The organism is Streptomyces sp. NPDC088915 (assembly GCF_044749825.1).
Lineage (GTDB): Bacteria > Actinomycetota > Actinomycetes > Streptomycetales > Streptomycetaceae > Streptomyces.
Map to the genome: position 1 here is coordinate 151,671 of NZ_JBIVIR010000010.1, position 26,319 is coordinate 177,989.

Annotated in this window: 27 protein-coding genes and 1 tRNA gene; 8 read left to right on the forward strand and 20 right to left on the reverse strand. The window is 72.8% G+C overall.

The features are described 5' to 3' along the window. Window positions 1–78: 78 nt before the first annotated feature. Genes ACIP5O_RS19775 through ACIP5O_RS19785 form a run of 3 tightly spaced genes read right to left on the reverse strand, consistent with a single transcriptional unit; the run spans window position 79 to window position 3,409 of the window. On the reverse strand, window positions 79–960 hold the full coding sequence (locus ACIP5O_RS19775) for an SDR family oxidoreductase (protein ID WP_401294955.1): 882 nt from the start codon (window positions 958–960) through the stop codon (window positions 79–81). Next, window positions 957–1,874 carry an alpha/beta fold hydrolase gene (locus ACIP5O_RS19780; RefSeq protein WP_401295243.1) on the reverse strand — a complete coding sequence of 306 codons (918 nt, stop codon included), beginning with the start codon at window positions 1,872–1,874 and terminating at the stop codon, window positions 957–959. The genes ACIP5O_RS19775 and ACIP5O_RS19780 overlap by 4 nt, the downstream gene beginning before the upstream one ends. Before the next feature lie 8 nt (window positions 1,875–1,882). Next, the gene (locus ACIP5O_RS19785; protein ID WP_401294956.1) at window positions 1,883–3,409 is read right to left on the reverse strand and encodes a flavin-containing monooxygenase; all 1,527 of its coding nucleotides are present in this window, start codon (window positions 3,407–3,409) and stop codon (window positions 1,883–1,885) included. A gap of 309 nt (window positions 3,410–3,718) precedes the next feature. Between ACIP5O_RS19785 and ACIP5O_RS19790 the strand changes: the two genes are divergently transcribed. Beyond that, window positions 3,719–4,339 carry a MerR family transcriptional regulator gene (locus ACIP5O_RS19790; protein WP_401295245.1) on the forward strand — a complete coding sequence of 207 codons (621 nt, stop codon included), beginning with the start codon at window positions 3,719–3,721 and terminating at the stop codon, window positions 4,337–4,339. A 7-nt stretch (window positions 4,340–4,346) separates the two neighbouring features. On the opposite strand, the gene ACIP5O_RS19795 is transcribed toward ACIP5O_RS19790, so the two are convergent. Continuing rightward, window positions 4,347–5,150, reverse strand: a complete 804-nt coding sequence (locus ACIP5O_RS19795) for an exodeoxyribonuclease III (RefSeq protein WP_401294958.1) — start codon at window positions 5,148–5,150, stop codon at window positions 4,347–4,349. 50 nt (window positions 5,151–5,200) lie between these two features. Between ACIP5O_RS19795 and ACIP5O_RS19800 the strand changes: the two genes are divergently transcribed. Continuing rightward, window positions 5,201–5,680, forward strand: coding sequence for a GNAT family N-acetyltransferase (locus tag ACIP5O_RS19800; RefSeq protein WP_401294960.1), 480 nt, complete (start codon window positions 5,201–5,203; stop codon window positions 5,678–5,680). A 13-nt stretch (window positions 5,681–5,693) separates the two neighbouring features. On the opposite strand, the gene ACIP5O_RS19805 is transcribed toward ACIP5O_RS19800, so the two are convergent. From ACIP5O_RS19805 to galU, 9 genes are all read right to left on the reverse strand, one after another. Further along, window positions 5,694–5,912, reverse strand: a complete 219-nt coding sequence (locus tag ACIP5O_RS19805) for a hypothetical protein (RefSeq protein ID WP_356544107.1) — start codon at window positions 5,910–5,912, stop codon at window positions 5,694–5,696. Between the two features lie 112 nt (window positions 5,913–6,024). Beyond that, a tRNA-Ala gene (locus tag ACIP5O_RS19810) sits at window positions 6,025–6,098 on the reverse strand. A gap of 61 nt (window positions 6,099–6,159) precedes the next feature. Beyond that, on the reverse strand, window positions 6,160–6,672 hold the full coding sequence (locus tag ACIP5O_RS19815) for a HEAT repeat domain-containing protein (protein ID WP_401294963.1): 513 nt from the start codon (window positions 6,670–6,672) through the stop codon (window positions 6,160–6,162). 31 nt (window positions 6,673–6,703) lie between these two features. Continuing rightward, the gene (gene glpR / locus ACIP5O_RS19820) at window positions 6,704–7,720 is read right to left on the reverse strand and encodes a gephyrin-like molybdotransferase receptor GlpR (protein ID WP_401294965.1); all 1,017 of its coding nucleotides are present in this window, start codon (window positions 7,718–7,720) and stop codon (window positions 6,704–6,706) included. Window positions 7,721–7,857: 137 nt separating this feature from the next. Further along, window positions 7,858–8,469: a GNAT family N-acetyltransferase gene (locus ACIP5O_RS19825; RefSeq protein ID WP_401294967.1), complete on the reverse strand. Its 612-nt coding sequence runs from the start codon at window positions 8,467–8,469 to the stop codon at window positions 7,858–7,860. Continuing rightward, complete coding sequence (locus ACIP5O_RS19830; RefSeq protein WP_401294969.1) at window positions 8,466–9,032, reverse strand: molybdenum cofactor biosynthesis protein B; 567 nt, start codon at window positions 9,030–9,032, stop codon at window positions 8,466–8,468. Before ACIP5O_RS19830 ends, ACIP5O_RS19825 begins: the two co-directional genes overlap by 4 nt. Beyond that, the gene (gene moaC / locus ACIP5O_RS19835; RefSeq protein ID WP_401294971.1) at window positions 9,029–9,514 is read right to left on the reverse strand and encodes a cyclic pyranopterin monophosphate synthase MoaC; all 486 of its coding nucleotides are present in this window, start codon (window positions 9,512–9,514) and stop codon (window positions 9,029–9,031) included. The genes ACIP5O_RS19830 and moaC overlap by 4 nt, the downstream gene beginning before the upstream one ends. A gap of 57 nt (window positions 9,515–9,571) precedes the next feature. Then, a complete protein-coding gene (gene glp, locus ACIP5O_RS19840) occupies window positions 9,572–10,936 on the reverse strand; it encodes a gephyrin-like molybdotransferase Glp (protein ID WP_401294973.1) in 1,365 nt (454 codons plus the stop codon). A gap of 3 nt (window positions 10,937–10,939) precedes the next feature. After that, the gene (gene galU / locus ACIP5O_RS19845; protein WP_401294975.1) at window positions 10,940–11,851 is read right to left on the reverse strand and encodes a UTP--glucose-1-phosphate uridylyltransferase GalU; all 912 of its coding nucleotides are present in this window, start codon (window positions 11,849–11,851) and stop codon (window positions 10,940–10,942) included. Window positions 11,852–11,966: 115 nt separating this feature from the next. Here galU and ACIP5O_RS19850 point away from each other — a divergent pair, with 115 nt between their 5' ends. Next, entirely contained in the window at window positions 11,967–12,578 is a 612-nt protein-coding gene (locus tag ACIP5O_RS19850) for a 5-formyltetrahydrofolate cyclo-ligase (RefSeq protein WP_401294977.1), read from the forward strand. Here the strand turns inward: ACIP5O_RS19850 and ACIP5O_RS19855 are convergent. Next, a complete protein-coding gene (locus tag ACIP5O_RS19855; RefSeq protein WP_401294979.1) occupies window positions 12,568–15,369 on the reverse strand; it encodes a penicillin acylase family protein in 2,802 nt (933 codons plus the stop codon). The genes ACIP5O_RS19850 and ACIP5O_RS19855 overlap by 11 nt on opposite strands. Window positions 15,370–15,629: 260 nt before the next feature. Between ACIP5O_RS19855 and ACIP5O_RS19860 the strand changes: the two genes are divergently transcribed. From ACIP5O_RS19860 to mscL, 5 genes are all read left to right on the forward strand, one after another. After that, complete coding sequence (locus ACIP5O_RS19860; protein ID WP_401294981.1) at window positions 15,630–17,168, forward strand: potassium/proton antiporter; 1,539 nt, start codon at window positions 15,630–15,632, stop codon at window positions 17,166–17,168. Window positions 17,169–17,601: 433 nt separating this feature from the next. Further along, entirely contained in the window at window positions 17,602–18,828 is a 1,227-nt protein-coding gene (locus tag ACIP5O_RS19865) for an MFS transporter (RefSeq protein WP_401295247.1), read from the forward strand. A gap of 68 nt (window positions 18,829–18,896) precedes the next feature. After that, the gene (locus tag ACIP5O_RS19870) at window positions 18,897–19,235 is read left to right on the forward strand and encodes an FmdB family zinc ribbon protein (protein ID WP_356544120.1); all 339 of its coding nucleotides are present in this window, start codon (window positions 18,897–18,899) and stop codon (window positions 19,233–19,235) included. A 209-nt stretch (window positions 19,236–19,444) separates the two neighbouring features. After that, complete coding sequence (locus ACIP5O_RS19875) at window positions 19,445–20,014, forward strand: hypothetical protein (protein ID WP_401294983.1); 570 nt, start codon at window positions 19,445–19,447, stop codon at window positions 20,012–20,014. Window positions 20,015–20,086: 72 nt separating this feature from the next. Further along, the gene (mscL, locus tag ACIP5O_RS19880; RefSeq protein WP_401294985.1) at window positions 20,087–20,677 is read left to right on the forward strand and encodes a large conductance mechanosensitive channel protein MscL; all 591 of its coding nucleotides are present in this window, start codon (window positions 20,087–20,089) and stop codon (window positions 20,675–20,677) included. A 19-nt stretch (window positions 20,678–20,696) separates the two neighbouring features. On the opposite strand, the gene ACIP5O_RS19885 is transcribed toward mscL, so the two are convergent. The 6 genes from ACIP5O_RS19885 to ACIP5O_RS19910 form a co-directional block, all read right to left on the reverse strand. Further along, window positions 20,697–20,918: a hypothetical protein gene (locus ACIP5O_RS19885; RefSeq protein ID WP_401294987.1), complete on the reverse strand. Its 222-nt coding sequence runs from the start codon at window positions 20,916–20,918 to the stop codon at window positions 20,697–20,699. Between the two features lie 78 nt (window positions 20,919–20,996). Continuing rightward, window positions 20,997–21,401: a hypothetical protein gene (locus ACIP5O_RS19890; RefSeq protein WP_356544125.1), complete on the reverse strand. Its 405-nt coding sequence runs from the start codon at window positions 21,399–21,401 to the stop codon at window positions 20,997–20,999. Beyond that, window positions 21,398–22,132, reverse strand: a complete 735-nt coding sequence (locus ACIP5O_RS19895) for a Rieske (2Fe-2S) protein (protein WP_401294989.1) — start codon at window positions 22,130–22,132, stop codon at window positions 21,398–21,400. The genes ACIP5O_RS19890 and ACIP5O_RS19895 overlap by 4 nt, the downstream gene beginning before the upstream one ends. Continuing rightward, a complete protein-coding gene (locus ACIP5O_RS19900; RefSeq protein ID WP_401294991.1) occupies window positions 22,129–22,728 on the reverse strand; it encodes a 4Fe-4S dicluster domain-containing protein in 600 nt (199 codons plus the stop codon). Before ACIP5O_RS19900 ends, ACIP5O_RS19895 begins: the two co-directional genes overlap by 4 nt. Before the next feature lie 7 nt (window positions 22,729–22,735). Next, window positions 22,736–25,072 (reverse strand): molybdopterin oxidoreductase family protein, encoded by a 2,337-nt coding sequence (locus ACIP5O_RS19905; RefSeq protein ID WP_401294993.1) that lies wholly within the window; start codon window positions 25,070–25,072, stop codon window positions 22,736–22,738. After that, the gene (locus ACIP5O_RS19910) at window positions 25,069–26,208 is read right to left on the reverse strand and encodes an MFS transporter (protein ID WP_401295249.1); all 1,140 of its coding nucleotides are present in this window, start codon (window positions 26,206–26,208) and stop codon (window positions 25,069–25,071) included. Before ACIP5O_RS19910 ends, ACIP5O_RS19905 begins: the two co-directional genes overlap by 4 nt. Window positions 26,209–26,319 lie beyond the last annotated feature (111 nt).

Here is a 26,319-nt window from a genome sequence, read left to right on the forward strand (position 1 = left end):
TGAGGCCCGGGGGTCGGCCCTTCTCCGAAGCCGCCCCCGGGCCTCCGCTCGGATCCGCTCGGATCCGCTCGGAGCCGCTCAGACCCGCTCCGTCCGCGCCTGCTCGTCGGCCGCGCCGCCCGCCCCCACGAGCCCCTTGGAGACCGACCCGAGACGCGGCTCGAAGCGCTTCATCTCGCGCTGCCCCACGGTCGCGATCACCCCGGGCAGGTAGCCGCGGATCGACTGCATCCCGCGCAGCCACCACTGGGCGTAGACGTGCGGCGCGCGCCGCTCGATGCCCGCGACGATCCGGTCGACGGCCGGACCGAGGGGGTACGTGCGGTTCGACGGCCACGGCAGCCGCTGCCGCAACTCCCGCATGACGTCGTCCTGGTCGGCGCCCCGCACCATGTCCGTGTCGGTCCAGGAGAGGTAGCCGACGCCGACCTTCACGCCCTTGTACGCGACCTCGGCGCGCAGGCTGTGCGCGAAGGCCTCCACGCCCGACTTGGAGGCGCAGTACGCCGTCATCATCGGGGCCGGGGTGATCGCGGCGAGCGAGGCGATCTGGAGGAAGTACCCGCGGGACTCCATGAGGACGGGCAGGAACGCCCGGCCGGTCACGGCGCCGCCGATCAGGTTGACCTCGATGACCCGGCGCCAGGCGACCGGGTCGGAGTCGACGAACGGACCGCCCGAGGCGACACCGGCGTTGGCGACGACGATGTCGACCTTCCCGAACCGCTCCTTCACCTCGGCCGCGACCCGGGACATCGCCTCGTGGTCGGTGACGTCGGCGTGCCACCAGTCGGCCTCGGTGTGCAGGCGCCCGGCGACCTCCTTGAGCTGCTCCGGCTCCAGGCCGACGAGCGCGATCTTCGCGCCGCGCGCGGAGAGCTTGCGGGCGAGGAGTTCGCCGACGCCGCGGGCCCCTCCGGTGACGACCGCGACCTGTCCTTCGAGACTCACCCTGCTCATGCGTCTTCCTTCACGTTCGTCACGTTCGCGGTGTCCTTCACGCCCAGGTACGTGAGGGTCAGTTCGCGGATCTGCGCGGTGACGGCCTCGGGGGCCTCCACCGGGGTCATGTGCCCCATGCCGGGCAGCTCGACGAAGCCCGTGCAGTGCGGCAGCGCCTCCGCGAGGGCGCGGGAGTGGACGGCCGGGGTGAGCCGGTCGGCGGTGCCGACGAGGACGGCGACCGGCAGCCGCAGCGCCCGCACGTCCCGTTCGAGGTCGAGCCCGGCCAGGACCTGCGACCAGCCGTGGCGCGGGACGCGCGGGCAGGCGTGCACGATCCGGGCGCAGGCGTCGACCTTCTCGGGGGCCGAACCGGGTCCCATGGTGGCGTACTTGAGGATCCGCTTCGAGACGGCGTTGACCGGTCCGAGCGGCGCCTTGGAGCCGAGGACGGCGGCGGTGAGCCGGGTGCGCAGCCTGCTCGGGCCCAGGGGTACGACGGTGGCCTCGGCGGTCAGCCGCGAGGGGCCGGTGGAGCAGAGCAGGACGGCGGCGGCGTGGTCGCGCAGGCCGTGGCGCTCGGCGGCGGCCATGATCGTCATGCCGCCCATGGAGTGGCCGGCGAGCACGGCCCGCTCGCCGGTGGCGAGGGTGGCGGAGAGCACCGCCTCCAGGTCGTCGGCGAGCGCGGTCGTCGAGTACCCGCCGGGGCCGGGGGCCGGGGAGCGGCCGTGACCGCGCTGGTCGTAGGCGATGACCCGGTGGTCGGCGGCGAGGGCCCGGATCTGCTCGGCCCAGAAGCCGATGGAGCAGGTCCAGCCGTGGGCCAGGACGACGGCGGGGGCGCCCTCGGGGCCGTACACCTCGACGTGGATGCGGGAGCCGTCGGTGGAGGTGACGGTGAGTTCACGGGCTCCGGGGAGCGGGGTCAGGTGCCGGCTCACTGGGCGGCCTCCTTCGTGCGCGGGGGACGGGACGTGGCGGTGGACGCCGTGCGGGGCGCGCGGATCACCTCGTACTCGGAGAGGTCGACCTGCCGGGTCTCGCGCCGGAACTCGCCGGTGGTGCCCGGCCAGAGGGTGGTGTTGCGGCCGTTGGCGTCGAGGTACCAGCTCTCGCAGCCGCCCGCCTTCCAGACGGTCCGCTCCATGCGGGTCTGGACCTTGCGGTTCCAGGCGTGGACCGCGGAGGGGCGGACGGCGAGTGCGGCGCGCCCGCCGAGGACGTTCAACTGGCGCAGGTAGTCGGCCATGTAGTTCAGCTGGGACTCGATCATCAGGATCATCGAGGAGTTCCCGAGGCCGGTGTTGGGGCCGATGATCGTCATCCAGTTGGGGAAGCCGGCGGCGGTGGCGCCGCGCAGCGACTCCATGCCGTCCTTCCAGGCGTCGGCGAGCGAGAGCCCGTCGGCCCCGAAGACGCGCTCGGCGATCGGCATGTCGGTGACGTGGAAGCCGGTGCCGAAGACGATCGCGTCGACCTCGGTCTCGCTCCCGTCGGCGCCGACCAGGGTCGAGCCGCGGACCTCGCGCAGACCGGAGGCGACGACGTCGACGTTGGGCCGCGCGACCGCCGGGTAGTACGTGTTCGACAGCAGGATCCGCTTGCAGCCGATGCGGTACGAGGGGGTCAGCCTGGCCCGCAGCGCCGGGTCCTTGACCGCCCGGGCGATGTTGGCCCTGGCCAGCTTCTCGACGAGGCCCAGCTCGCCGGGGTGCTTGGTGAAGGCGCCGACCTGGAGCTCGCGGATGCCCCAGAGCAGGCCGCGGCGCAGGGTGGCGGTGGCGGGCAGGGCCCGGTGGAGCCACCGCTCGGCTCCGGTGATGTTGCGGTCCATGCGGGGCATGACCCACGGGGGCGTGCGCTGGAAGAGCGTGAGCGTCCGGACCTTCGGCTGGATCGCGGGCACGATCTGGATGGCGGAGGCGCCGGTGCCGATCATGGCGACGCGCTTGCCGGTGAGGTCGTAGTCGTGGTCCCAGCGGGCCGAGTGGAAGACCTTGCCGGGGAAGTCGGCGAGCCCCGGGATCTCGGGGATCTTGGGGTCGGAGAGCGGTCCGGTGGCGGAGACGACGACCTCGGCGCTGAAGGAGCCGGCGGAGGTCTCGATCTCCCACCTCAAGGCGTCGGCGTCCCACTCCATCCGCAGCACCTCGTGGTTCAGGCGCAGGTGGGGCCGGATCCCGAAGGTGTCGGTGACGTGCTCCAGGTAGGCGCGGATGTGCCGCTGCCCGGAGAAGGTGCGGGGCCAGTCCGGGTTGGGCGCGAAGGAGAAGGAGTAGAGGTGGGAGGGGACGTCGCAGGCGCAGCCGGGGTAGCTGTTGTCGCGCCAGGTGCCGCCCACGGAGTCGGCCCGCTCCAGGACCACGAAGTCGGTGATCCCCTCGCGGCGCAGCCGGACGGCGGCCCCCAGGCCGCCGAATCCCGATCCGATCACCGCCACCCGTACGTGCTCGTGCTTCGCCATGCCGCCTCCCGTGCGCCCGGCCCGATTCCGCCAGCAATCACTGGCATGGTGGGGACTGTAGAGCAGCTCCATACCGAGCGGTAGGGGTACGACGAGGGAAAGTTACCGGCGGTACAACATAGGCTGGCGGACGTGGCAGAAGGATCGGGTCCCAGGACGGGCGAGCGCGCGGCGGGCGCGGGCGGTGCGGCGGGCGCGGGCGGAGGCCCGGCAGGCACAGGCGCGGCGGGCGCAGGCGCGGCGGACACAAGCCCGACGGGCGCGTACGCCGCCGCGTCCCCGGCGGAGGGCGGCGCGCGCGAGTACCGCGTGGAGGAGCTGGCGGCCGCCGCCGGCATCACCGTGCGCACCCTGCGCTTCTACCGCGAGCGCGGCCTGATCCCGCCGCCCCGCCGCGAGGGCCGGATCGCCTGGTACGACGAGCAGCACCTGGCCCGGCTGCGGACCATCGCCGCCCTCCTGGAGCGCGGCCACACCCTCAACGGCATCGCCGACCTCACCACCGCCTTCGAGAGCGGCCGGAACGTCCGGGAGGTCCTCGCCATCGACGTCCCCAGCGAGGAGGAGCCGGTCCGGCTCACCCCCGGGGAGCTGGCGGACCACTTCGCGGGCGAGGTCACGCCCGAGAACCTCGCCGCCGCCCTCGACCTCGGCTACCTCGCCACCGACGGCGAGGAGATCGTCCACATCAGCCGCCGGCTGCTCGACGTCTCCGCCGCCCTCGTCCGCGAGGGCGTGCCGCTCGCGGAGGTCCTCGAGGCGGGGTCCCGGGTCCGCGAGCACGCCGAGGCGCTCGCGGAGCTCTTCACCGAGCTGCTCCGCGCCCACGCGGCCGAGGAGGACCTGTGGCGGCTGCGCCCGCTGGCCAAGAGCGTGGTGGAGGCGGAGCTGTCGATGGCCCTGGACCGCCGCCTGCGCGACAGCCCCTGAGACGCCCCTAGAGGTCGTAGACGGCGGTGACGGGCGCGTGGTCGCTCCACCGCTCGTCGTGGGAGGCGGCCCGCTCGACGTACGCCTTCACTGCCCTGGCGGCGAGTCCCGGCGTACTGATCTGGTAGTCGATCCGCCAGCCGCTGTCGTTGTCGAAGGCGCGCCCGCGGTAGGACCACCAGGAGTAGGGCCCCTCCTGGTCGGGGTGGAGCTCGCGGACCACGTCCACGTACCCGCCCTCCTCCGCGTCGAGGACCCGGCTCAGCCACTGCCGCTCGTCGGGCAGGAAGCCGGCCTTCTTCTGGTTGGCCTTCCAGTTCTTGAGGTCGGCCTCGCGGTGGGCGATGTTCCAGTCGCCGCAGACGACGACCTCGCGCCCGTCGGCGGCGGCCCGGGCCCGGAGGTCCTTCAGGTAGGGCAGGAACTCGCCCATGAAGCGGTACTTCTCGTCCTGCCGCTCGGTGCCGACCTCGCCGGAGGGCAGGTAGAGGCTGGCGACGGTCACGCCGGGCAGGTCGGCCTCGACGTACCGGCCGCTGTCGGCGAACTCCAGGCACCCGAAGCCGACCCGGACCGCGTCCGGCTCGCGCCGGGTGTAGAGGGAGACGCCGGCCCGCCCCTTGGCGGTGGCGGGGGCGTGCACGGCGAACCAGCCCTCGGGCGCCCGCACCTCCGGGGGCAGCTGCGCCTCCTCGGCGCGCACCTCCTGGAGGCAGAGGACGTCGGCGGAGGTCCCGGCCAGCCACTCGGCGAAGCCCTTCTTGGCGGCGGCGCGGAGACCATTGACATTCACACTTGTGACAGTGAGCATCCCGGGAGAATACCGACACCCGTCACCCGCACACACGTACGATGAACCGCATGAACATCCGTCCCACCCCCTACGACCACCCCGACGCGGTCAAGCTCGAAGACGCGGTCCAGGCGGAGTACGCCGTCCGTTACGGCGACGAGGGCGACGCCACCCCGCTGGACGCCGGCATGTTCGTCCCGCCGCGGGGCCTCTACCTGCTGGCCTACCACCCCGAGGGCCACCCCCTCGCCACCGGCGGCTGGCGCACCCAGGACGCCAACGACCAGGGGTACGCGGACGGCGACGCCGAGCTCAAGCGCATGTACGTGATCCCCGAGGCCCGCGGCCTGGGCCTGGCCCGCCGCATCCTCGCGGCCCTCGAAGCCGACGCCCGCGCCGCCGGCCGCACCCGCATGGTCCTGGAGACGGGCACCGCCCAGCCCGAGGCCATCGCCCTCTACACCTCCAGCGGCTACGCCCCGTGCACCAAGTTCGGCCACTACCGGGAGTACGAGAACAGCCGCTGCTACGCGAAGTCCCTGGCCTGACGCGCCGGACCCGTCAGCCGCCGCCCCCGCTCGCGGCGCGGCGGCGACGGTGGGCCCGGGCGGTGCCGAGGCCGATGAGGACGCTGGGCAGGACGACGAGGAGCCCGCGGACGCTCAGGTCCTGATCTCCGATCAGGAACGCCACCAGAGAAGAGAGGGCGAAGACGCCGACGCCCGTCACCACCAGGAACAGCGCGAGTTCGTTCCACCGGTCCTTCGAACTCTGGGTCACGCTCCGCATTGTCGTCCCGGAGTGAACGCGCGCCCGGGTGCCGCCCCGACGGAACACCGGAAAAGCGGAAATCCCGCCCGGTTTTTCAACCGGGCGGGATTTCCGTCGTCTGTGGACCTGTGGGGATTTGAACCCCAGACCCCCTCGATGCGAACGAGGTGCGCTACCAGACTGCGCCACAGGCCCTTGCGACGTGTGAAACATTAGCACCCCGATCGGCGAGAACAAAAATCGCTTCCGCCGCAGGTCAGCCGAGGGCGTCGGGGGCGGCCCGGTCCGTCCGTCGCGCGGCTCCCCGGATCGGCTCGTCCCGGTACCGCCACCGGATCTCGGTGAGCGCGTCCTCCGCCTCCCGGCGGATCCCGGGGTGGGGGTGGTCGAGGAACCGCTTGACGAGCGGTATCGCCGCCCTGTCGTACGTGGAGCCGAGGGCGGACAGGACGTGGGCGAGGAGCGGGGGGTCGAAGCGGTCCGCCGCGTCGGCGAGCGGGGCCACCGGCGGGAGGGGGAGCACGTAGCGCGTGCCCGCCGTGCAGACCGCGTGCAGGGCGGACTCCAGGACCGTCCGGTCCTCGTCGCCGGACAGGGCGACCGCGGTCATGCGTCCGACGGCCCGCTCGGCGTCCTCCCGGGTCAGGAGGCCCGCCTTCAGGAGGTCGCCGATGCCGTCCAGGCAGAAGTCCCGGCGGGGCGTGGCCGGGTCGTCGAATTCCGTCCAGGCCCGCTCGACCCGCGCCGTGAGGTTCTCGTACCCGTCCATGGGCGGAGCCCAGGAGACGCCGCCCGGCGGGTCACTCGTTGGCGGCCCGGGGGCGGTCGTCGTCCGCGTACTGGTCGAAGAGCGGGGTGCGGCCGTGGTCGCGGTCGCGGCGGGGGGCGGCCGGGCGCCGGCGGGGGGCCGGGGCGGGGGTCGGGTCGGCCGCCGTGGAGGAGCGGGCCGCGCTCCAGGTCTCCGGGTCCGTGATGTCGACGCCGCTCGACGCGCGCGGGGCGACCGGGGCGGTGACGTACGTGGGGAGCGGGACCGGGACCGGGTCCCAGCTGTCGCCGCGGGACGGGCCGCGCTCGCGCTGCTGGTCCACCCACTCGGCGTGGTCGGTCTGTTCGACCAGGGCGCGCCGGTCCGCCTCCTGCGGGGAGAGCGCGGGGGCCGTCGCGGGGGCCGGGTCGGCCTCCGGCTCGGGCGTCGGGGCGGGGCGGCGGCTCTCGCGCAGCCGGGCGGCCGCCGCCTCGGCGCGGCGCCGGTCCATCACGTACACGAAGCGGCGCCGTTCCTGGATCCGCAGGTGGACGATGTACGCGCTGAGGAGCAGGGCGGGGACGGCCGGTGCCCACAGGAAGGGGACGCCGCCGACGGCCGCGACGACCGCGCCGAGGGTGAAGGCGAGGAAGAGGACGATCGTGGTGCGGCGGCGGCGGGCGAGGGCCTTGCCGCGGCGGGCGCGCTCGGCGGCGCCCCGTTCCGCCCCGGGCGCCGGTTCGGGGTCGCGGTCCGGGAGTTCCAGGCGCGCCTCCGTCCTGGCCGCGGGCGCGGAGAAGGCCCGGACGTCGACCGAGTCGAGGTGCTCGGTCGCCGCGTCCGGGTCCACGTCGGGCGTCGGGCCCTGCGCCGTACGGTCCCGCTCCTTCAGCTCCTTGGCGTAACGGCGTTCCATGCCCGCCCGTCCGGAAAGCAGCCGGATGGCGGTGCTGAAGCGTTCCGTCGGACGGGCTTCGTTCAGCTCGTCCTGCCTGCGGAGCCACATCGGTACCAAGTAGGCGGCCCAGGCCCCGACGATGACTGCGTAGATGAGGCCGCTGCTGCTCACGCCTCACACGGTAGAGGGGTTCGCAGGAGGGCATAGGCCAATTGGCCCGGTGTGTCGCACGATCTGGCTGATATCACTGAACTTTTTTGTGATTGTTCGGATCGATCGGCCGTCAACTGCCGATGGAATTCGAACACTTATTTCATTCTCGTCTGACGCCAGCGTCTCAGCAGCCCTTCCGGCACCTCTTCCGCCGTGAGCGCGAACACCAGGTGGTCCCGCCACGCCCCGTCGATGTGGAGGTAGCGGGGCCGCAGCCCCTCCTCGCGGAAGCCCAGCTTCTCCACGACCCGGCGCGAGGGCCCGTTCTCCGGGCGGATGCACACCTCCACGCGGTGCAGACCGACCGTGCGGAAGCAGTGGTCGACGGCGAGCGCGACCGCCGTCGGCATCACCCCGCGCCCGGCCACCGCGCTGTCCACCCAGTAGCCCACGTGGCCCGAGCACATCGAGCCCCAGGTGATCCCGGCCACCGTCAACTGGCCGACGAGCCGCCCCCGGTACTCGATCACGAAGGGCAGCATCCGGCCCGCGTTCGCCTCCGACCGCAGGTGGCGCACCATCTGACGGTAGGTCGGGCGCTGGGCGGGCGGGGCGCCCGGGGGCGGCGGCGGGACCGTCGCCTCCCAGGGCCGCAGCCACTCGCGGTTGCGGCGGTTCACCTCGCGCCAGACCGCGTGGTCCCGCATCCTTATCGGCCGCAGGACCACTTCGCCGTCGACGAGGACGGCGGGCCAGGACGGGATCACGACGGTCTCGGATGGTCGCCGCCGCGGATCTGGTCGACGGCGTGCCTCAGGAGCGGCTCCAGGACGGCCAGGCCGTCCCGCACCCCGCCCGACGAGCCCGGCAGGTTCACGATCAGGGTGGTGCCCGCGACCCCGGCGAGGCCCCGGGAGAGCGCCGCCGTCGGCACCTTCTCCCGGCCGTACGCGCGGATGGCCTCCGGGATGCCCGGGATCTCCCGTTCCAGGACCCGGCGGGTCATCTCGGGGGTCAGGTCGGTGGGCGAGATGCCCGTGCCGCCGGTGGTGACCACCAGGTCGTACCCGGCGGCCACGGCTGCCCGCAGCGCCGCCTCGACGGGCTCCCCGTCCGGGACGACCTGCGGACCCTCGACCGCGAACCGCAGCGCGGTCAGGGCCTCGGCGATCAGCGGGCCGCCCTTGTCCTCGTACACCCCGGCCGCCGCCCGGTTGGAGGCGGTGACGACCAGGGCGGAGTAGGCGTCCGCCGGGGTCTCCCGGGGCGCGGCGGTCCCGGCGGGCTCCGGGTGCTCGTGGGTGCCCGCGACCCGGCCGGCGCGCGTCACGACTCGCCCCGCGTCCAGCGGCCGGACTTGCCGCCCGTCTTCTCCTCCACCCGCACGTCGGAGATGACCGCGCCCTTGTCGACCGCCTTCACCATGTCGACGACCGTCAGGGCCGCCACCGAGACCGCCGTCAGGGCCTCCATCTCGACGCCCGTGCGGTCCGTGGTCCTCACGGTCGCCAGGATCTCGACCGCGTCGTCCGCGACCGACAGGTCGAGGGTGACGCCCGAGACGGCGAGCGGGTGGCAGAGCGGGATGAGGTCCGGGGTCCTCTTCGCGCCCATGATCCCGGCGATCCGGGCGGTCGCGAGCGCGTCGCCCTTGGGGACGCCCTCGCCCCGCAGCAGCTCGATCACGCGCGGCGAGACGAGGACCCGTCCGCTGGCGCGCGCCGTGCGGGCCGTGACGTCCTTCGCGGAGACGTCGACCATGCGGGCCGCCCCCGCCTCGTCGATGTGGGTGAGACCTTGCTGCGTGCTCATGGCCGTGACACTCCCGGTCGCTGTGTGGGACGACACCGTACCCCCACCCTCGCCCCCTCAGCCGAGGAGGACCACTTCCAGCTCGGCGCCCGGCTCCACGCGCTCCGTCTCCTCCGGGACCACGAGCAGGCAGTCCGCGTGCGCGAGGGCCGCGATCAGGTGGGAGCCGGCACCGCCCACGGGAGTGACGGCGCCGGTCTCCCGGTCGTACACCCCGCGCAGGAACTGCCGGCGGCCCGCCGGGGACCTCAGGGGGCCGTCCGCGTCGAGGACCGCCCGCACCCGGGGCCGGTGCAGGTCCTCCACGCCCATCAGGGCGCGGATCGCGGGCCGGACGAACAGCTCGAAGGAGACGTACGAGGAGACCGGGTTGCCCGGCAGGGCGAGCAGCGGGATCCGCTCGGCGCCGATCGCGCCGAAGCCCTGCGGCTTGCCCGGCTGCATGGCCAGCCTGCGGAAGTCGACCTCGCCGTCGGCGGTCAGCGCCTCCTTCACCACGTCGTACGCGCCGACGCTGACCCCGCCCGTGGTCACGATCAGGTCCGCCCGGATGAGCTGGTCCTCGATGGTGGAGCGCAGCGACTCCGCGTCGTCGGCGACGGCCCCCACCCGGTAGGCGAGGGCGCCGGCGTCCCGCGCGGCGGCGGCGAGCGCGAAGCTGTTGGAGTCGTGGATCTGCCCCGGGCCCAGCGGCTCGCCCGGCTGGACCAGCTCGCTGCCGGTGGAGATGACGACGACCCGGGGGCGGGGCCGCACCCGGACCGTGCCGCGCCCGATCGCGGCGAGCAGCCCGAGCTGCGGCGGCCCGAGGACCGTGCCGGCCGCCAGGGCCAGCTCTCCGGCGCGGACGTCGCTGCCCTGCGCGCGCACGTGGGCGCGGGCCCCGGCGGCGCGGTGCACCCGGACCTCGCCGGCCGCGCCCTCGGGTGAGGCGCTCGCGGCGCTCATGCCGGTGGCCGCTCCCCCGCCCGTACCGCCGTCGGTCCACTCGACGGGGACGACGGCCTCGGCGCCGGGCGGCAACGGGGCGCCGGTCATGATCCGGGCGGCCTGGCCGGGGCCGACCTCGGGCAGGCCGTCCGCGCCGGCCGCGACGTCGCCGATCACCGTGAGGACGGCGGGGAACTCCTCGGTGGCCCCGGCGACGTCGGCGACCCGGACCGCGTACCCGTCCATGGAGCTGTTGTCGAAGGGGGGCAGCGCGACCGGCACCGTCACGTCCTCGACGAGGACGCAGCCCTGCGCGTCGAGCAGTTGCAGCTCGATGGGTTCGAGCGGGCCCACGGACGCGAGGACGTCGGCCAGGTGCTCGTCGACCGTCCACAGGTCGCGGGCCGGGCCCGCGCAGGGGTCGGACGCGCCCTTCTGCCGGTCCTCGTCGTGGTCGTCGTGGGACGGCGACGGCGTCGTGCTGCTGCTCAAGGCCTACATCTCCTCGCTGACGTATCTCCGGAGCCAGGCCCGGAAGTCCGGTCCCAGATCTTCACGTTCGCACGCGAGTCTGACAATGGCACGCAGATAGTCGCCGCGGTCGCCGGTGTCATAACGGCGCCCCTTGAACACGACGCCGTGCACCGGGCCGCCGATCTTCTCGTCCGAGGCGAGCTTCTGCAGGGCGTCGGTGAGCTGGATCTCCCCGCCGCGGCCCGGCTCGGTCTCCCGCAGGGTGCCGAAGACGGCCGGGTCCAGGACGTAGCGGCCGATGATCGCGTAGTTGCTGGGCGCCTCGCCCGGTCCGGGCTTCTCGACCAGGTCCGTCACCTTGACGACGTCCCCGTCGGCGGTGGCCTCGACCGCCGCGCAGCCGTAGAGGTGGATCTGCGAGGGCTCGACCTCCATCAGGGCGATCACGCTGCCGCCCTCCCGCTCCTGGACCTCCACCATGCGCGCGAGCAGCGGGTCGCGCGGGTCGATCAGGTCGTCGCCGAGGAGCACCGCGAAGGGCTGCTCGCCGACGTGCGGGGCGGCGCACAGGACGGCGTGGCCGAGGCCGCGCGGGGCGCCCTGGCGCACGTAGTGCATGGTGGCGAGGTCGCTGGACTCCTGGACCTTGGAGAGGCGCTCGGCGTCGCCCTTCCGGCTCAGGGCCTCCTCCAGCTCGTAGTTCCGGTCGAAGTGGTCCTCCAGGGGACGCTTGTTCCGGCCGGTGATCATCAGGACGTCGGAGAGGCCGGCCGCCACGGCCTCCTCCACGACGTACTGGATGGCCGGCTTGTCGACGACCGGCAGCATCTCCTTCGGCGTCGCCTTGGTCGCCGGGAGGAAGCGGGTGCCGAGGCCGGCGGCCGGGATGACGGCCTTGCTGATCCGGCCGAGCCTGGGGAGGGACTGATTCATACGGTGCACCTTAACGACTCGGAAACCGCACGGAATGAGAGGAAGATGTGCTTCGGATTAACTTCCTTCACATAAAGGCAGTGACGAGAATTTCGCGCATTGAGAAGGAACCTTCATGACGCCGGAGATGTCCGAAAAGACCATGCTGCGCAGCCGACTTCTGGGCGCCCGCGCCGCGCTGACTCCCGAATTCCTCGCGGAATCCGCCGAGTCCTTCGCCCGGCAGGGGGTGGAACTGGCCGAGCTGGCCGGGGCGTTCACCGTCGCCGCGTACGTGTCCGTGGGCCGCGAGCCGGGCACGCGCGCGCTGCTCGACGCGCTCCACGCGCGCGGGGTGCGGGTCCTGCTCCCGGTCCTGCTCCCGGACAACGACCTGGACTGGGCCGCGTACGAGGGTCCGGACCGGCTCGCGCGGGCGGGCCGGGGGCTGCTCGAACCGGTCGGACCCCGGCTCGGCCCGGAGGCGGTGTGCGCGGCGGACGCCGTGCTGCTGCCGGGGCTCGCGGTGGACGCGCGCGGGATGCGGCTCGGGCGGGGCGGCGGCTCGTACGACCGCGTCCTCGCCCGGCTCGTACGGGCCGGCCGGGACCCGGCCCTGGTGGTCCTCCTCTACGCGGACGAGGTGGTCGGACGGGTCCCGGAGGAACCGCACGACCACCCCGTGCACGCGGTGGTGACCCCGGAGGCGGTGATCCGTTTCCGGGCCGCCCCCGCGCCTACGGCTTGAGGACCAGCGTGTCCTTCGTCGCCGCGTCGACCGCCGCCTTGCCGTAGGCCCAGTCGTACAGGTCGCCCTTCGCCCACGCGTCCGTCTGGTCGGTGTAGTGGGTGTGGAAGGCGTGCCCGGAGGCGCCGGTGAGGTTGATCCACCGGGACTTGTCCCAGTCGCCGACGTTGACGACCATCCGCATCGACGGGACCCAGATCACCTCGTAGCCGCCGGCCGCGTTCCAGCCGGTGGCGTCGACGGCCGCCTCGCCGCCGCCCAGGTTCCACGGGCCGCGGTTGAGGAGCTGCCGCACGACGCCGGGTCCGGCGGTGCCGAGGGTCTGGTTCTTCAGGGTGAGCTGGTGCAGCCGGCCCCAGCTCCAGGTGGAGACGTCCTTGCCGAGCTCGGCGGTCAGCTCCCAGCGCGCGTCCTTCATGGCGCGGGCGAGCAGCTGGTCACGGGTCTCGGTGGCCTGGTCGGTGCGGGTGCCGGGGGTGGTCCACCACTCGCTCTTCTCCTGCTTGAGGAGCGGGCGGACGACCTCGTACCAGCGGTCGCCGCCGTCCGGCTGCGCCGAGTCGGGGTCGCGCTGGCCGCACTCGCGGACGAGCTTGTTCTGCTCGTCGACCGGGCCGGTGGCGTCGGCCGGGCGCACGTTGACGCAGTCGCCCTCGGCGCGCACCTCCTTGGGCAGCTTGTTGCCGAAGGCGAGCTTGAGGACGTTGCGCCAGACCGCGTTGAAGTAGGCGGCGGCGGCCGAGTCGGGCTCCTGGGTGTAGTCCCAGCCCTCCAGGAGCTTCTGCGCCTCGCGGACGTGCGGGTCGGCGATGTCGATCTTGAGCAGGAGCGGGTTGAGCAGGGTCGCGATCTCGCTGCGGTTGTCCGTCTGCATGGTCCGCATGTCGTCCGGCGAGACCTTCCCGCCGTCCTTGATCTTCGACTCGATCAGGTCGTTGATCCGCTGGCTGCGCGAGCCGTAGCCCCAGTCCTTCGTGAGCAGGTCGGGGTACTTCTTCGCGTCGATCACGGCCTGGTTGGCGGTGACGATGTAGCCGCGCGCCGGGTCGTACTCGTAGGGCAGCTTCTCGAAGGGGATGTAGCCCTTCCACTTGTACGAGGAGTCCCAGCCGGGCGCGGGCAGGGTGCCGTCGCCCTTGGCGCGCTGCGGGATCTTGCCCGGCGACTGGTAGCCGATGTGCCCCTCGGTGTCGGCGTAGATCAGGTTCTGCGAGGGGACCTCGAAGTTCCTGGCGGCGGCCCGGAAGGTGTCGAAGTCCTTGGCGCGGTCGATGGCGAAGATCGCGTCCATCGACCTGCCGGGCTGGAGGGCGGTCCACTGGAGGGAGACGCCGTAGCCGGTGCCGCGGTCGGGGGCGGCGTTGCCGACGGGGGCCTTCTGGCCGACCGTCTCCAGCTCGGAGGAGCGGTCGGAGACCAGCGGTCCGTGCCCGGTGGAGCGGACGGTGATCTTCCGGTCGGCGCCGCCGGCGACCTTGATGGTCTCCTCGCGGACGGTGAAGGGCTTGACCTTGCCGTCGACGAGGTAGCCGTCGGGGCCGATCTTCTCCAGGTAGAGGTCGGTGACGTCGGCGCCGAGGTTGGTGAGGCCCCAGGCGATCCTGTCGTTGTGTCCGATGATCACACCGGGCATGCCGGAGAAGGTGTAGCCGGAGACGTCGTAGCGGCAGGTGGCCGAGACCGAGCGGCAGTGCAGGCCCATCTGGTACCAGAGGGACGGGAGCTGCGGCGCGAGGTGCGGGTCGTTGGCGAGCAGCGGCTTGCCGGAGGTCGTGTACTTCCCGGCGACGACCCAGGAGTTCGAGCCGATGCCGTTGCCGTTGGGGCCGAGCAGGGCCGGGACGCCGTCGAGGACCTCGGAGAGGGCGCTCAGCTGGGACGACATGCCCTGGGAGCCGTTCGATCCGGTGGAGCCGTTCGAGCTGCCGGTGCCGGTGGAGCCGTCGGAGCCACCGGTGCCGTTCGAGCCGGCCGGGTTGGTGCCCGGGGTCTCGCCCGTGCCCAGGTCGTCGTCGCCCTTGCCCTCGGGGTCGAACTTCCCGGTGGAGCCGTCCACCGCGCCCTCGTCCACGATCGGCTGGTGGAGCGCGTACGGGTACTCCGGGTAGAGCTGCTTGATCTGCGCCGGGGTCAGCCGGCTGGTGAGCAGCGAGCGGTCGATCTCGTCCTGCATGTTGCCGCGCAGGTCCCAGGCCATGGCCTTCAGCCAGGCCACCGAGTCGACCGGGGTCCACGGCTCGATCGCGTAGTCGTTGGTGAGGGCCAGGGCCGCGTACTCGACGGAGACGTCGCCCGGCTTCCGGTCCTTCAGGTAGGCGTTCACGCCCTCCGCGTACGCCTGGAGGTACTTCTTGGTCTCCGCCGACAGGACCTTGTCGTACTCCTCCTGCGCGACCCGGCGCCAGCCGAGGGTCCGCAGGAAGGAGTCGGTCTCGACCTGGCCCTCGCCGAACATCTCGGAGAGCCGGCCCGCGGTCACGTGCCGGCGGACGTCCATCTCGTAGAAGCGGTCCTGCGCCTGGACGTAGCCCTGGGCGCGGAAGAGGTCCGTCTCGTTGTCGGCGTAGATCTGCGGGACCCCGGTGGCGTCCCGCTTCACCTCCACCCGGCCCGAGAGGCTGTCGAGGCGGATCTCACCGGTGGTCTGCGGGAACGAGGCCCGGACGGTGCTGACGCCCCAGTAACCGCCGGCCCCGACGCCCGCGACCAGCACGAGGACCAGGAGGACGAGGAGCAGGCGGGCACGCCGCCCTTTCTTCTTGGCGGGGGGCGCGGACGTGTTGGAGGGCATCGCTGTCCTTCGAGGGGCAGGGTGGTCCTGGAGTACGGGAGCCACCTTAGGCGCAGCGTCCGGACGGCTCGGACGCGGTGTCAGGAAGAGAACCGTACTGGTGAGCGGGTGAGCCACCGGGAAGGCGTCAAGAAAACGTTAAAGATTAGGTAAGGTAACGAAGTGTCGCCCGCTGGAGGAACGATCCAGCTGCATGTGAGGGGAAGGACCGGCCACTGACTGTCCACCAGCTCAACGAACTCCTGCTCGTCAGCTCGCTCGTGCTGCTGATCGCGGTGGCCGCCGTGCGGATCTCCTCCCGGAGCGGCCTCCCCAGCCTCCTGCTGTACCTGGGGATCGGCGTCGCCATCGGGCAGGACGGCATCGGCAACATCGCCTTCGACAACGCCGAGCTGACGCAGGTCATCGGCTACGCGGCCCTCGTCGTCATCCTCGCCGAGGGCGGCCTCGGCACGAAGTGGAAGGAGGTCAGGCCGGCCCTCCCGGCCGCCGCCGTCCTCTCCACCGTCGGCGTCGCGGTCAGCGTCGGCGTCACCGCCGCCGGTGCGCACTACCTCGTCGGCCTGGAATGGCGGCAGGCCCTCATCATCGGCGCCGTCGTCTCCTCCACCGACGCCGCCGCGGTCTTCTCCGTGCTGCGCAAGGTGCCCCTGCCCTCACGGGTCACCGGCGTCCTGGAGGCCGAGTCCGGCTTCAACGACGCCCCCGTCGTCATCCTGGTCGTCGCCTTCTCCACCGCGGGACCGATCGACCACTGGTACGTGCTCCTCGGCGAGATCACCCTGGAGCTGGCCATCGGCGCGGCCGTCGGCGTCGCGGTCGGCTTCCTCGGCGCCTACGGGCTGCGGCACGTCGCCCTGCCCGCCTCCGGCCTCTACCCGATCGCCGTCATGGCCATCGCCGTCGTCGCGTACGCGGCCGGCGCCCTGGCCCACGGCTCCGGGTTCCTCGCCGTCTACCTGGCCTCGATGATCCTCGGCAACGCCAAGCTGCCGCACGCGCCCGCGAACCGCGGCTTCGCCGAGGGGCTCGGCTGGATCGCGCAGATCGGCATGTTCGTCCTGCTCGGCCTGCTCGTCACCCCGCACGACCTCGTCAACGACTTCTGGCCCGCCGTCGTCATCGGCCTGGTCCTGACCATGGTGGCGCGGCCCATGGAGGTCCTGGTCAGCCTGCTGCCGTTCCGCATCCCCTGGCAGGAGCAGGCCCTCATGTCCTGGGCCGGCCTGCGCGGAGCCGTCCCCATCATCCTGGCCACCATCCCGATGGTGTCGAAGGTCGAGGGCAGCGAGCGGATCTTCAACATCGTCTTCGTCCTGGTCGTCGTCTACACCCTCATCCAGGGCCCGACGCTGCCCTGGCTGGCGAAGGCGCTCAAGCTCGGCGCCTCCTCGGACGCCTCCGACCTCGGCGTCGAGTCCGCGCCCCTGGAGCGGCTGCGCGGCCACCTGCTCTCCGTCGCCATCCCGGAGAACTCCCGGATGCACGGCGTGGAGGTCGCCGAGCTGCGGCTCCCGGCCGGAGCGGCGGTCACCCTCGTCGTACGGGACGAGAAGAGCTTCGTACCGGGGCCCGCGACCGTCCTGCGGCACGGCGACGAGCTCCTGGTCGTCGCCACCGACCCGGTGCGGGACGCCGCCGAGCGGCGCCTGCGGGCGGTCGGCCAGGGCGGCAAGCTCGCCGGCTGGCTCGGCACGGGGGGCGGCTCGACGGCGCTCGGCCCGCCGCCGGGCACGGAGACGCGCTTCCACCGGGCCGGGCACCGGACCGAGTCGCGTCGGAAGAAGCCGACCGGCTGAGACGCCGACCGAGATCTGGCACACACGATCCCGGTGATCGCAGGAATCGATTGAGGGGAGGGAGCGTTTCCCAGGCGGGAGGACGCTCCTTCCCTGTACCATGAAGGCACACCTGATCGAACCAACTCTGCCTGACGCAGAGCTGGCGCGACCGTATGGCGGCCGTGGCGCCCCTCCGCAGTGGGGCCGGCCCGGTATCTACCGCAGTTCCGCGCATGAGGACAGCTCTCGGCGACACCCGCACCACCGTGCACGGGACGCGCTACCAGGCGGCGGAAAGGCAAGGGCCGTGGCATCCACGGTCAACACGGGCACGGTCGACACCGGCAAGCGCCCCACCACGGGCGCGGCCGACACCGGCAAGCACCCCACCACGGGCGCGGTCGACACCGGCAAGCAGCCCGGCACGGGCGAGCGGCCCGGTTACGGACAGCTGCTGCGCACCCCCGGCGCGCTGTCCTTCCTGCTCCCCGGGTTCGCCGCCCGGCAGCCCTTCGCGATGCTGACCATCGGCATCGTCCTGCTCGTCCAGCACACCACCGGCTCCTTCGGCAGCGCCGGCGCGGTCGCCGCCGTCACCGGCGTCTCCATGGCGCTCTTCGCGCCGCAGAGCGGCAGGCTCGCCGACCGCTTCGGCCAGCGCGCCGTCCTGGTCCCCGGCGTCCTCGTCCACACCGCGTCCGTCTCCCTGCTCGTGGCCCTCGCCCTGGCCGGCGCCCCGCTCTGGGCGCTGTTCCTGGCCGCCGTGCCCTCCGGCGCCTCCGTGCCGCAGGTCGGGCCGATGGTCCGGGCCCGCTGGGCGGCCAAGCTGGACGGCACCCCGCTGATGCCGACGGCCGCGGCCTTCGAGTCCGTCACGGACGAGTTCACCTTCGTCGTCGGCCCCGTCCTGGCCACCGCCCTGTGCACCGGCGTCCACCCGGCCGCCGGTCTGATCGCCGAGGCCGGCCTCACCCTCGTCGGCGGCCTGTTCTTCGCCGCGCAGCGCGCCACCCAGCCCGCGCACGGCCCGGCCGCCGCCCACGCCGCCGAGTCCCACCGCTCGGCGCTCTCCGTGCCCGGCGTCCGCGTCCTGATCGTCGCCTTCCTCGGCATCGGCTCCGTCTTCGGCGGCATGCAGGTCTCCCTGACCGCCTTCAGCGAGGAGATCGGCAACCCCGGCGCCAACGGCCTGCTGTACGGGGTCTTCGCCGCCGGCAACATGCTCGCGGGCATCGCCATGGGCGCCGTCGCCTGGAAGACCGGCCCCCTGCGCCGCCTGTTCCTGGGCTACGCGGGACTCACCGTCGCCGCGTCCCTGCTGTGGTCCGTGCACTCGGTGCTGCTCCTCGGCGCCCTGGGCCTGGTCGTGGGCCTGTGCATCGCCCCCGCCCTGATCACCGGCTACACCATCGTCGAGACCCTGATCCCGGCCTCGGCCCGCACGGAGGCCTTCACCTGGCTCACCGGCGCGGTCGCCCTCGGCCAGGCGGCGGCCGTCACGGTCGCCGGCCGCCTCGCCGACGCGCACGGCGCGAGCACCGGATTCCTGGTGCCGATGGCGGGCACGGCCCTCGCCCTGACCACGCTGGTGCTGCTGCGGTCGCGGCTGAAGCCGCGCGAGGCGAGCCGGGTCGCGGCGCGTGGTATCGGTCACCGCGTGCCGGTGGCGGTGGACTGAGACCCCGGAATACGTCACTATGGATCGTCGTTAGCACTCGATGAGTGTGAGTGCCAGGAGGAAGTCAAGTGCCGACCTACCAGTACCAGTGCACCGAGTGCGGCGAAGGCCTCGAGGCGGTGCAGAAGTTCACCGATGACGCGCTGACCGAGTGCCCCAGCTGCAAGGGCCGCCTGAAGAAGGTGTTCTCGGCCGTCGGCATCGTCTTCAAGGGATCCGGTTTCTACCGGAACGACAGCCGCGGCTCGTCGTCCAGCAGCTCGCCGGCGTCGTCCTCGTCGAAGTCCTCGACGCCTTCGTCCTCGTCGGGTTCGACGTCGGACGCGAAGCCGGCCGCGGCGGCCTCGTCATCGTCCTCTTCCTCCTCCTCGGCGTCCTCGTCGAGCACCGGAAGCTCGGCCGCCTGATCTCGTTCTTTCCCGAGGGCCCCGTCGTACGCGACGGGGCCCTCGGGCGTGCTCGGGGGCTCCTGGTGGTGGCCGGGATTCCCTCGGGCGGGTGAGGGAGTTTTCCACAGGCGCCGGGTGATCCCCAGGGCGGAGCGGGACGGTGGCGGGGCGAGGAGAGTGGGAGCCGCTTTCCCCCCTTCTCTCCCTCTCCGGACAGGCGGTGTCCCGTGACGATCACGAACAGCTCCCTTTCCCCCTTTCCCGGCTTCCCCGGCGCTCCCGGCTCCCCCGTCTCCGTGCCGGCGCCGTGTGTGGTGCCGCCCTTCGAGCCCGTACGGGTACGGGGTGCCCGGCCGCGTCTGCGCAGGGCGCTGCGCCGGGGGCGGCGGGTGCCGGTGGTGCTCCTGGCGCTGATGGCGGCGGCGCTGGCCGTGGCGGGAGCCGTCTCGGGCGGCAGGCCGTCTCCCGGGAGTGCGAAGGCCGCCACCGTCTCCCCCGCGCGCCCCGCACCGGCCGTCCCCCTGGTGTCCGCTCCGGTGCGGATCGCCGACGCCGCGACCGTGCGGCTGCTGCGGCCCGGGGACCGGGTCGACGTGATCGCCGCGCCCCCCGCGGCGCCGGGCGGTGAGGGCGAGGCCCGGGTGGTCGCGTCGGGCGCCCGGGTCGCCGAGGTCCCGCGGGCGGACGGGGACCAGCAGGACGCGGGGGCGCTCGTCGTCCTTTCCGTGCCCCGGGCGACGGCCGCGGTGCTGGTCGGCGCCGGTGTCACGTCCCGATTGGCGGTGACGGTGTGTTGATTCGCACGCACAGACTGTCGAGTAACCGTCCCGTGTGTACGGATTGGACGCCCTCGCGCCGAGCACGGCGTAATGACACGGCACGCAGCACGAGCGACGGAGACGAAAGGCACCTCGGTGGCGAAGAAGGAAACCGTGCTGGGAGGCTTCAAGGCCTTCCTGATGCGCGGCAATGTGATCGACCTGGCGGTGGCGGTCGTCATCGGCGCCGCGTTCACGAACATCGTGAACTCGGTGGTCAAGGGCATCATCAACCCGGTCGTGGGCGCCTTCGGCACGAAGGACCTGGAGAGCTACTCGTCCTGCATCAAGGACCCCTGCCGGGTGGTCGACGGCGAGATGCAGGGCATCCAGCTCCAGTGGGGCCTGGTCCTCAGCGCGGTGCTGAGCTTCCTGATCACCGCGGCCGTCGTCTACTTCCTGATGGTCCTGCCGATGGCGAAGATCCTCGCGAAGCGCGCCGCGCACGACAAGGCGAAGGAGGGCGTCCAGGAGACGATGGAGGTCAGCGAGCTGGAGGTGCTCAAGGAGATCCGCGACCACCTGGTCGCCCAGCGCGGCCCCTCGACGGTGACGGGCAGGGGAACGGGTCCCGGAACCGGTACGGGTTCCGGAACCGGTACGGGTCCCGGTGGTGGCACGGGGGCACACCCCACCTCCTGACCGGCGTCGTACGCCGGGTTCAGAGGTGGTGCGGCGGCTTCTCGTCGAGGAAGCGCGCGAGGTCGGCGGCGCTGTCGCCACCGGTAGGAGGCCGCTCGCCCCACCCGCGGTCCGTGTCGTCCGCGGACTGGCGGTCCAGCGGATCGTCGAAGACGATGGCCGGCCGCGGCCTGCCCTCGGGGCAGGCGGGCGTGCCGGGTCGCTCCGTGTCTCGCGGGCCGTGGGCGGGGGCGGTGCTCATCCCTTCAGCGTACGCCCGCCGCCCCCTTCCGCGCCTGTCCGGTCCGCGGCCCCGCCCCGCCCCGCTCTCCATCCGGTCTCAGCGGTCCTTCGGGTCGAGCAGCCAGAGGCCGAGCACCACGAGGAACGACAGGACGAGGAAGCCCGCGCCCCACCAGGCGGTGCCGGTGTCGCCGGACATCCACTCGTCCACCACGATCGTCAGGCCCCAGAGCTGGCCGACGACGACCGAGAGCGCGAGGACGAGACGGGCGGTCAGCTTCGAGGAGCGCTCCGGTTCCTGCTCCGTGCCGGCGCCCGGCCCCGGCCCGGTGTGCCGGACCCGGGGGTCGCCGTAGCCGCTGGTGGGCCGGATCTGCGGGTAGCGCTCGTGCAGGGGACGGTTCAGGCGCGGCTGGACGCTGCCCGGGGTGTACGCGGGGGGCCGGGGCGGCTCCGCCGGTCCCGGGGCCTCCGGGTCGCGGGGGAAGGCGCTCTCGCTCATGTCCGCTCGCTCCTCTCCGGCACGTGGGCGCCCGTACCCGCACCAGCGCCTGCTCCCGTAGCCACGCCTGCCCCCGTACTCGTGCCCGTGCCCGCGCCCGTGCCCTCGGCGGAGGTTCCGGGGCAGCCCAGGCGGGTGGCGAGGTCCGGGCGGTCCGGGCCGAGTTCGCGGCAGAGGCCCTCGCGGGCGCTCTCACCGGAGCGGGCGGTGCCGACCGCCCAGACGCTGCCGTCGGCCTCCTCCACGAGGAGCACCTTGGGAAGGCCCCGGGGCGGCGGGCCGGCCGTGACCTCTCCCGTGCGCGCGTCGAAGACGCCCTCGTGGCAGGGGCAGTACAGCTCGCCCTCGCTCCCCCGGTCCTTGCGCCACAGGACGGCGCAGGCGAGGTGGGTGCAGACGGCGGAGTAGCCGGCGAGGGTGCCGTCCTCCAGGCGGACGGCGACCGCGCGGTCGTCGGCGCCGGGGTAGCGGAAGGCGAGGGAGTCGCCGGGCGGGATCCGGTCCGCGATCCGCTTCGGCTCGGGAGCGCCGTCGGCGTCGCCGTGCCGGTGCAGGATGCCGGCGGCGACGCCGACGCCGCCGACGGCGAGGCCGCCGGAGACGGTGGCGACGATCCGCAGGTAGTCACGGCGGGTGGTGAGCGAGTCGGCGGCGATCCGGTCGTGGAGCGCGTCCTGGGCCGCGTCGGTGCGGGGGTCCGGGGCGGGTGGCTGGGGATCGGTGACGCTCAACGGACGTCCCTTCCGTTGATCTCCACGACGGGGAGCCCGCCGGGGACCGGCCACTGGACCTTGTCGGCGGGGACGACCATCGCGACCCCGGTGGAGACGGTGGTGGTGCCGAAGGTGAAGGAGTCGGCGACCTGGACGCCGGGGCGTTCGGCCCGCAGCTCCTCGACGGTGCCGTAGAAGAGGGCGCCGGTGGGGCAGACGGTGGCGCACATGGGGGCGAGGCCGTAGGCGGTGCGGTCGTAGCAGAGGTTGCACTTCATCTGGAGCTTGGCCTGGAGGTCGATCTTGGGGACGCCGAAGGGGCAGGCGTTGACGCAGTTGGCGCAGCCGATGCAGCGGGTGGTGTCGGCCTGCTGCACGACGCCGTCGGGGGTGACGAGGATCGCGTCGGCGGGGCAGACCTCGGCGCAGGGGGCGACGGGGTCCTCGCAGTGCATGCAGACGGTGGGGAGGGAGGCGACGGAGTGGCCCTCGTCGGGGTAGTCGAGGTGGATCATCGACTTGCCGCGGTGGGAGTCGCATTCGCGGCAGGCGGAGACGCAGGCCTGGCAGCCGATGCAGCGGCCGGGGTCGATGAAGATCGTGCGGCCCATCATGTGCGGGTCAGCTCCTCTCGGCGGTACCGCGGCCCTGGGGGGAGGTGGGGGGCAGCGGGTCGGTGCGGGAGACCTGGGCCTCGGGGTAGGCCGGCCGGCCGGGGGGCGTGGGCGGGGCGGGGACCTCGTCGATGCGTTCGGCGGCCTCGACGCGGGCGGCGCACACCTTGTACTCGGGGATCTTGGAGCGCGGGTCGAGGGCGTCGATCGTGAGGGCGTTGGCCGCGGTGGGGACGGGCCAGTGGTAGGGCACGAAGACGGTGTCGGGGCGGATGGCGTCGGTGACGAGGGCGGGGAAGACCTCGCTGCCGCGGCGGGTGACGACGCGGACGGGGTCGCCGTTGCGGAAGCCGTGGGAGGGGTGGACCTCGACCCAGGGCCGGGGGGTCTGCTCCACGAGTCCGGCGAGGCGGCGGGTCTGGTTGCCGGAGAGGAAGTGGGCGACGGTGCGGCCGGTGGTGAGCGAGAGGGGGAACTCCTCGCTGTACGGGTCCATGGGCGGGTGCCACTCGACGGCCTGGAGGTGGATCCTGCCGTCGGGGTGGTAGGAGCGGCCGTCCTCGAAGAGGCGGGGGGTGCCGGGGTGGTCGGTGGTGGGGCAGGGCCAGGCGATGCCGCCGGTCTCCTCCAGGCGCTCGTAGGTGATGCCGTAGTAGTCGTTCACGGTTCCGGCGGAGGCGACGCGGAGCTCCTCGAAGACGGAGCGGGAGTCGGCGAAGTCGAACTTGTCGCCGGCGCCGAGGCGGCGGGCGAGTTCGCACATGACCCAGGTGTCGGTGCGGACGCCGGCGGGGGGTTCCTGGGCCTTGTTGTGCTTGACGACGCGGGCCTCGGCGTTGGCCATGATGCCCTCGTCCTCGGCCCAGACGGTGACGGGGAAGACGACGTGGGCGTTGGCGGCGGTCTCGGAGAGGAAGAAGTCGAACTGGGCGTGGAACTGGAGGGCGTCGTAGCCGTTCTTGACGGTGGCGTAGTTCGGGAGGGAGACGAAGGGGTTGTTGCAGATGCCGATGAGGCCGCGGATCTCCTCGCGCTGCATCTGCCAGACCATCTCCATCATGGAGGTGCCGGCGACGGGGAGTTCGGTCTCGTCGATGCCCCAGATCTCGCAGATCTGACGGCGGTGCTCGGGGTTGGTGATGGAGCGGCCGCCGGGCAGCAGGTCGGACTTCTGGCCGTGCTCGCGTCCGCCCTGGCCGTTGCCCTGGCCGGTGATGGTGCCGTATCCGGCGCCCGGCCTGCCGATGTTGCCGGTGGCGACGCAGAGGTTGATGACCGTGAGGCAGTTCTCGACGCCCTGGGAGTGGTGCTCGATGCCCCGGGCGTGCCAGGCCATGGCCCGGCCGGCGCCGGCGAACATGCGGGCGACCCGGACGATCTGCTCCTCGGGGACGCCGCAGATCTGTGCCGCGCGGGACGGCGGGTAGTCGGCGACGGTCCGCTTCACCTCGTCCCAGCCGGTGGTGTGGGCGGCGAGGTAGGCCTCGTCGGTGAGGCCCTCGGCGACGACGACGTTCAGGACGGCGTTGAAGAAGGCGGAGTCGGTGCCGGGCTTGAGGGCGACGTGGACGTCGGCGGTGCGGGCGATCGCGGTCTCGCGGGGGTCGATCACGATCAGGGTGGCGCCCCGGTCGCGGGCTCCCCACACGTACTGGGTCATGACGGGGAAGCACTCGCCGACGTTGGAGCCGGCGATGAGGAGGCAGTCGGTGAGGAGGATGTCGGAGAAGGGGTTGCCGGCGCGGTCGATGCCGAAGGCGAGCTTGTTGGCCCCGGCGGCGGAGACCATGCACAGGCGCCCGTTGTAGTCGACGTGCTTGGTCCGCAGGGCGACCCGGGCGAACTTGCCGACGAGGTAGGTCTTCTCGGAGAAGAGGCTGGCGCCGCCGAGGAGGCCGAAGGCGTCGTTGCCGTACTCGGCCTGGATGCGGCGGATCTCGGCGACGGTGTGGTCGAGGGCCTCCTCCCAGCTCACCTCGCGGAACTCCTCGTCGCGATTGCGGCGCATGAGCGGGGCGGTGAGCCGGTCGGGGTGGTTGACCTGCTGGTAGGCGTTGATGCCCTTGGGGCAGAGCCGCATCCGGTTGATGTCGTGGTTGCGGGGTTCGACGCCGAAGACCTTGCCGTGGTGGTCGACGCGCAGGTACATGCCGCACTGGACGCCGCAGAAGCAGCAGTGGGTGGGGACGAGGGTCTCCCCGTTCTGGTCGGCGTGCCAGCGGTCGGCGGGGATGCCCCCGGCGTCGCGGAAGGCGCGGGAGCCGGGCGGGGCGAGCGAGGGGTCGAGCGACGGGGGCCGCCCGGGGACGGTCCCGGGGGCGGCCGCGGGGTCGGTGGCGCTCACTTGAAGCCCTTCTTCACGTGGTCGAGGTAGGCGTTGCCGCGCAGGACGCGCTTGCAGCGGGGGCAGTACGCGGCCCAGTCCTCGAAGCCGAGGTCGAGGTCGCGCATGGTGCCCTGGAGGTTCGCCACGTAGGGGGCGGTGTCGATGGCCTGGCCGCAGCGGCGGCAGGCGAAGACCTCGCCGCCCTCGTCCTTGCGGCGGGAGGTGTACTTGAAGAGCTGCATGCCGACGGCGGCGGGGCGCTGCACGATGTGGAAGAACTTCCCGAAGGGGATGTAGATCAGGGTGAAGACGACGGACACCATGTGCAGGACGGCGAGGAACTCGTAGCCGCCGCCGTGCAGGAAGATCGACGAGAAGGTCAGCAGCAGCCCGGTCACGGAGATGACGATCAGGGCGAGCAGGGGCACCAGGTCGTAGGCGAAGCGCTGGCCGGTGATGGCGCCCCGGTCCTTCATGCGGCGCCAGAGGAAGTAGCCGGCGCCGGGGATGACGAGGACGGCGGCGATGTCGAGGCCGTGGAACATGAGCCAGCCGACGATGTTCAGGGAGTCGAAGCCGAGGACCTTGAAGCCCCAGATCCGCATCTCGTAGCCGGGGCCCGAGCCGGTGGAGGAGGTGAAGGTGAACCAGCCCCAGGTGAGCGGGAAGGTGATCGCGGCGGCGAGCAGACAGCCCCAGAAGATGAGCTGGTGGGCGGCCCAGCGGGCGTGGGAGCGGGCGCCGAGGAACTTCTGGAAGCCGAGGTAGGTGGCGATCATCTTCGGCAGGGCGGTGGGCGCGCTGCGGAAGTTCGCGACGGAGAAGAAGGAGCCCCAGCCCTTGCGGAAGAGGCGGCGGGCGCCGGGGGCGGAGATCCAGACGGTGTAGCGGTAGGCGACGCCGAAGGCGAGGAAGACGGTGGCGACGGCGTAGGGCAGGAGCGCCGAGTCGAAGTCGCGGAGCAGGCGGCTGCCGAGGACGATCGCGACGACGAGCAGGGCGGAGACGACCGCGCCGACCAGGGAGGCGCGACGGCGCACGGCGCCGGGGCTCTGCGGCGGGGGGTGGGCCGCGGCCGGGTCGGTGGCGCCGGAGGCGGGGGCGGGTCCACCCGGCGGAGGGGTCGGCTCGGCGGTCTGCGGTGGCTCGGTCACGCGGCCACCGTAAGGCCGAATAGGGCGTTTCGCCCTTTTTGTGGAGTGGTGTGGTGCGGACGTCGCTCGGACGGCGTTCAGTCCGTGCGCGCGGAGGACCTCGCGGGCCCC

Coding starts and splice junctions, on each gene's coding strand:
- ACIP5O_RS19795 (WP_401294958.1), bottom strand. CDS start 5,150: ATGCTCACTGTCACAAGTGTGAATGTCAATGGTCTCCGCGCCGCCGCC.
- ACIP5O_RS19885 (WP_401294987.1), bottom strand. CDS start 20,918: ATGAGCACCGCCCCCGCCCACGGCCCGCGAGACACGGAGCGACCCGGC.
- ACIP5O_RS19815 (WP_401294963.1), bottom strand. CDS start 6,672: ATGGACGGGTACGAGAACCTCACGGCGCGGGTCGAGCGGGCCTGGACG.
- ACIP5O_RS19800 (WP_401294960.1), top strand. CDS start 5,201: ATGAACATCCGTCCCACCCCCTACGACCACCCCGACGCGGTCAAGCTC.
- galU (WP_401294975.1), bottom strand. CDS start 11,851: ATGAATCAGTCCCTCCCCAGGCTCGGCCGGATCAGCAAGGCCGTCATC.
- ACIP5O_RS19785 (WP_401294956.1), bottom strand. CDS start 3,409: ATGGCGAAGCACGAGCACGTACGGGTGGCGGTGATCGGATCGGGATTC.
- ACIP5O_RS19775 (WP_401294955.1), bottom strand. CDS start 960: ATGAGCAGGGTGAGTCTCGAAGGACAGGTCGCGGTCGTCACCGGAGGG.
- ACIP5O_RS19890 (WP_356544125.1), bottom strand. CDS start 21,401: ATGAGCGAGAGCGCCTTCCCCCGCGACCCGGAGGCCCCGGGACCGGCG.
- moaC (WP_401294971.1), bottom strand. CDS start 9,514: ATGAGCACGCAGCAAGGTCTCACCCACATCGACGAGGCGGGGGCGGCC.
- ACIP5O_RS19900 (WP_401294991.1), bottom strand. CDS start 22,728: ATGATGGGCCGCACGATCTTCATCGACCCCGGCCGCTGCATCGGCTGC.
- mscL (WP_401294985.1), top strand. CDS start 20,087: ATGACACGGCACGCAGCACGAGCGACGGAGACGAAAGGCACCTCGGTG.
- ACIP5O_RS19850 (WP_401294977.1), top strand. CDS start 11,967: ATGACGCCGGAGATGTCCGAAAAGACCATGCTGCGCAGCCGACTTCTG.
- ACIP5O_RS19855 (WP_401294979.1), bottom strand. CDS start 15,369: ATGCCCTCCAACACGTCCGCGCCCCCCGCCAAGAAGAAAGGGCGGCGT.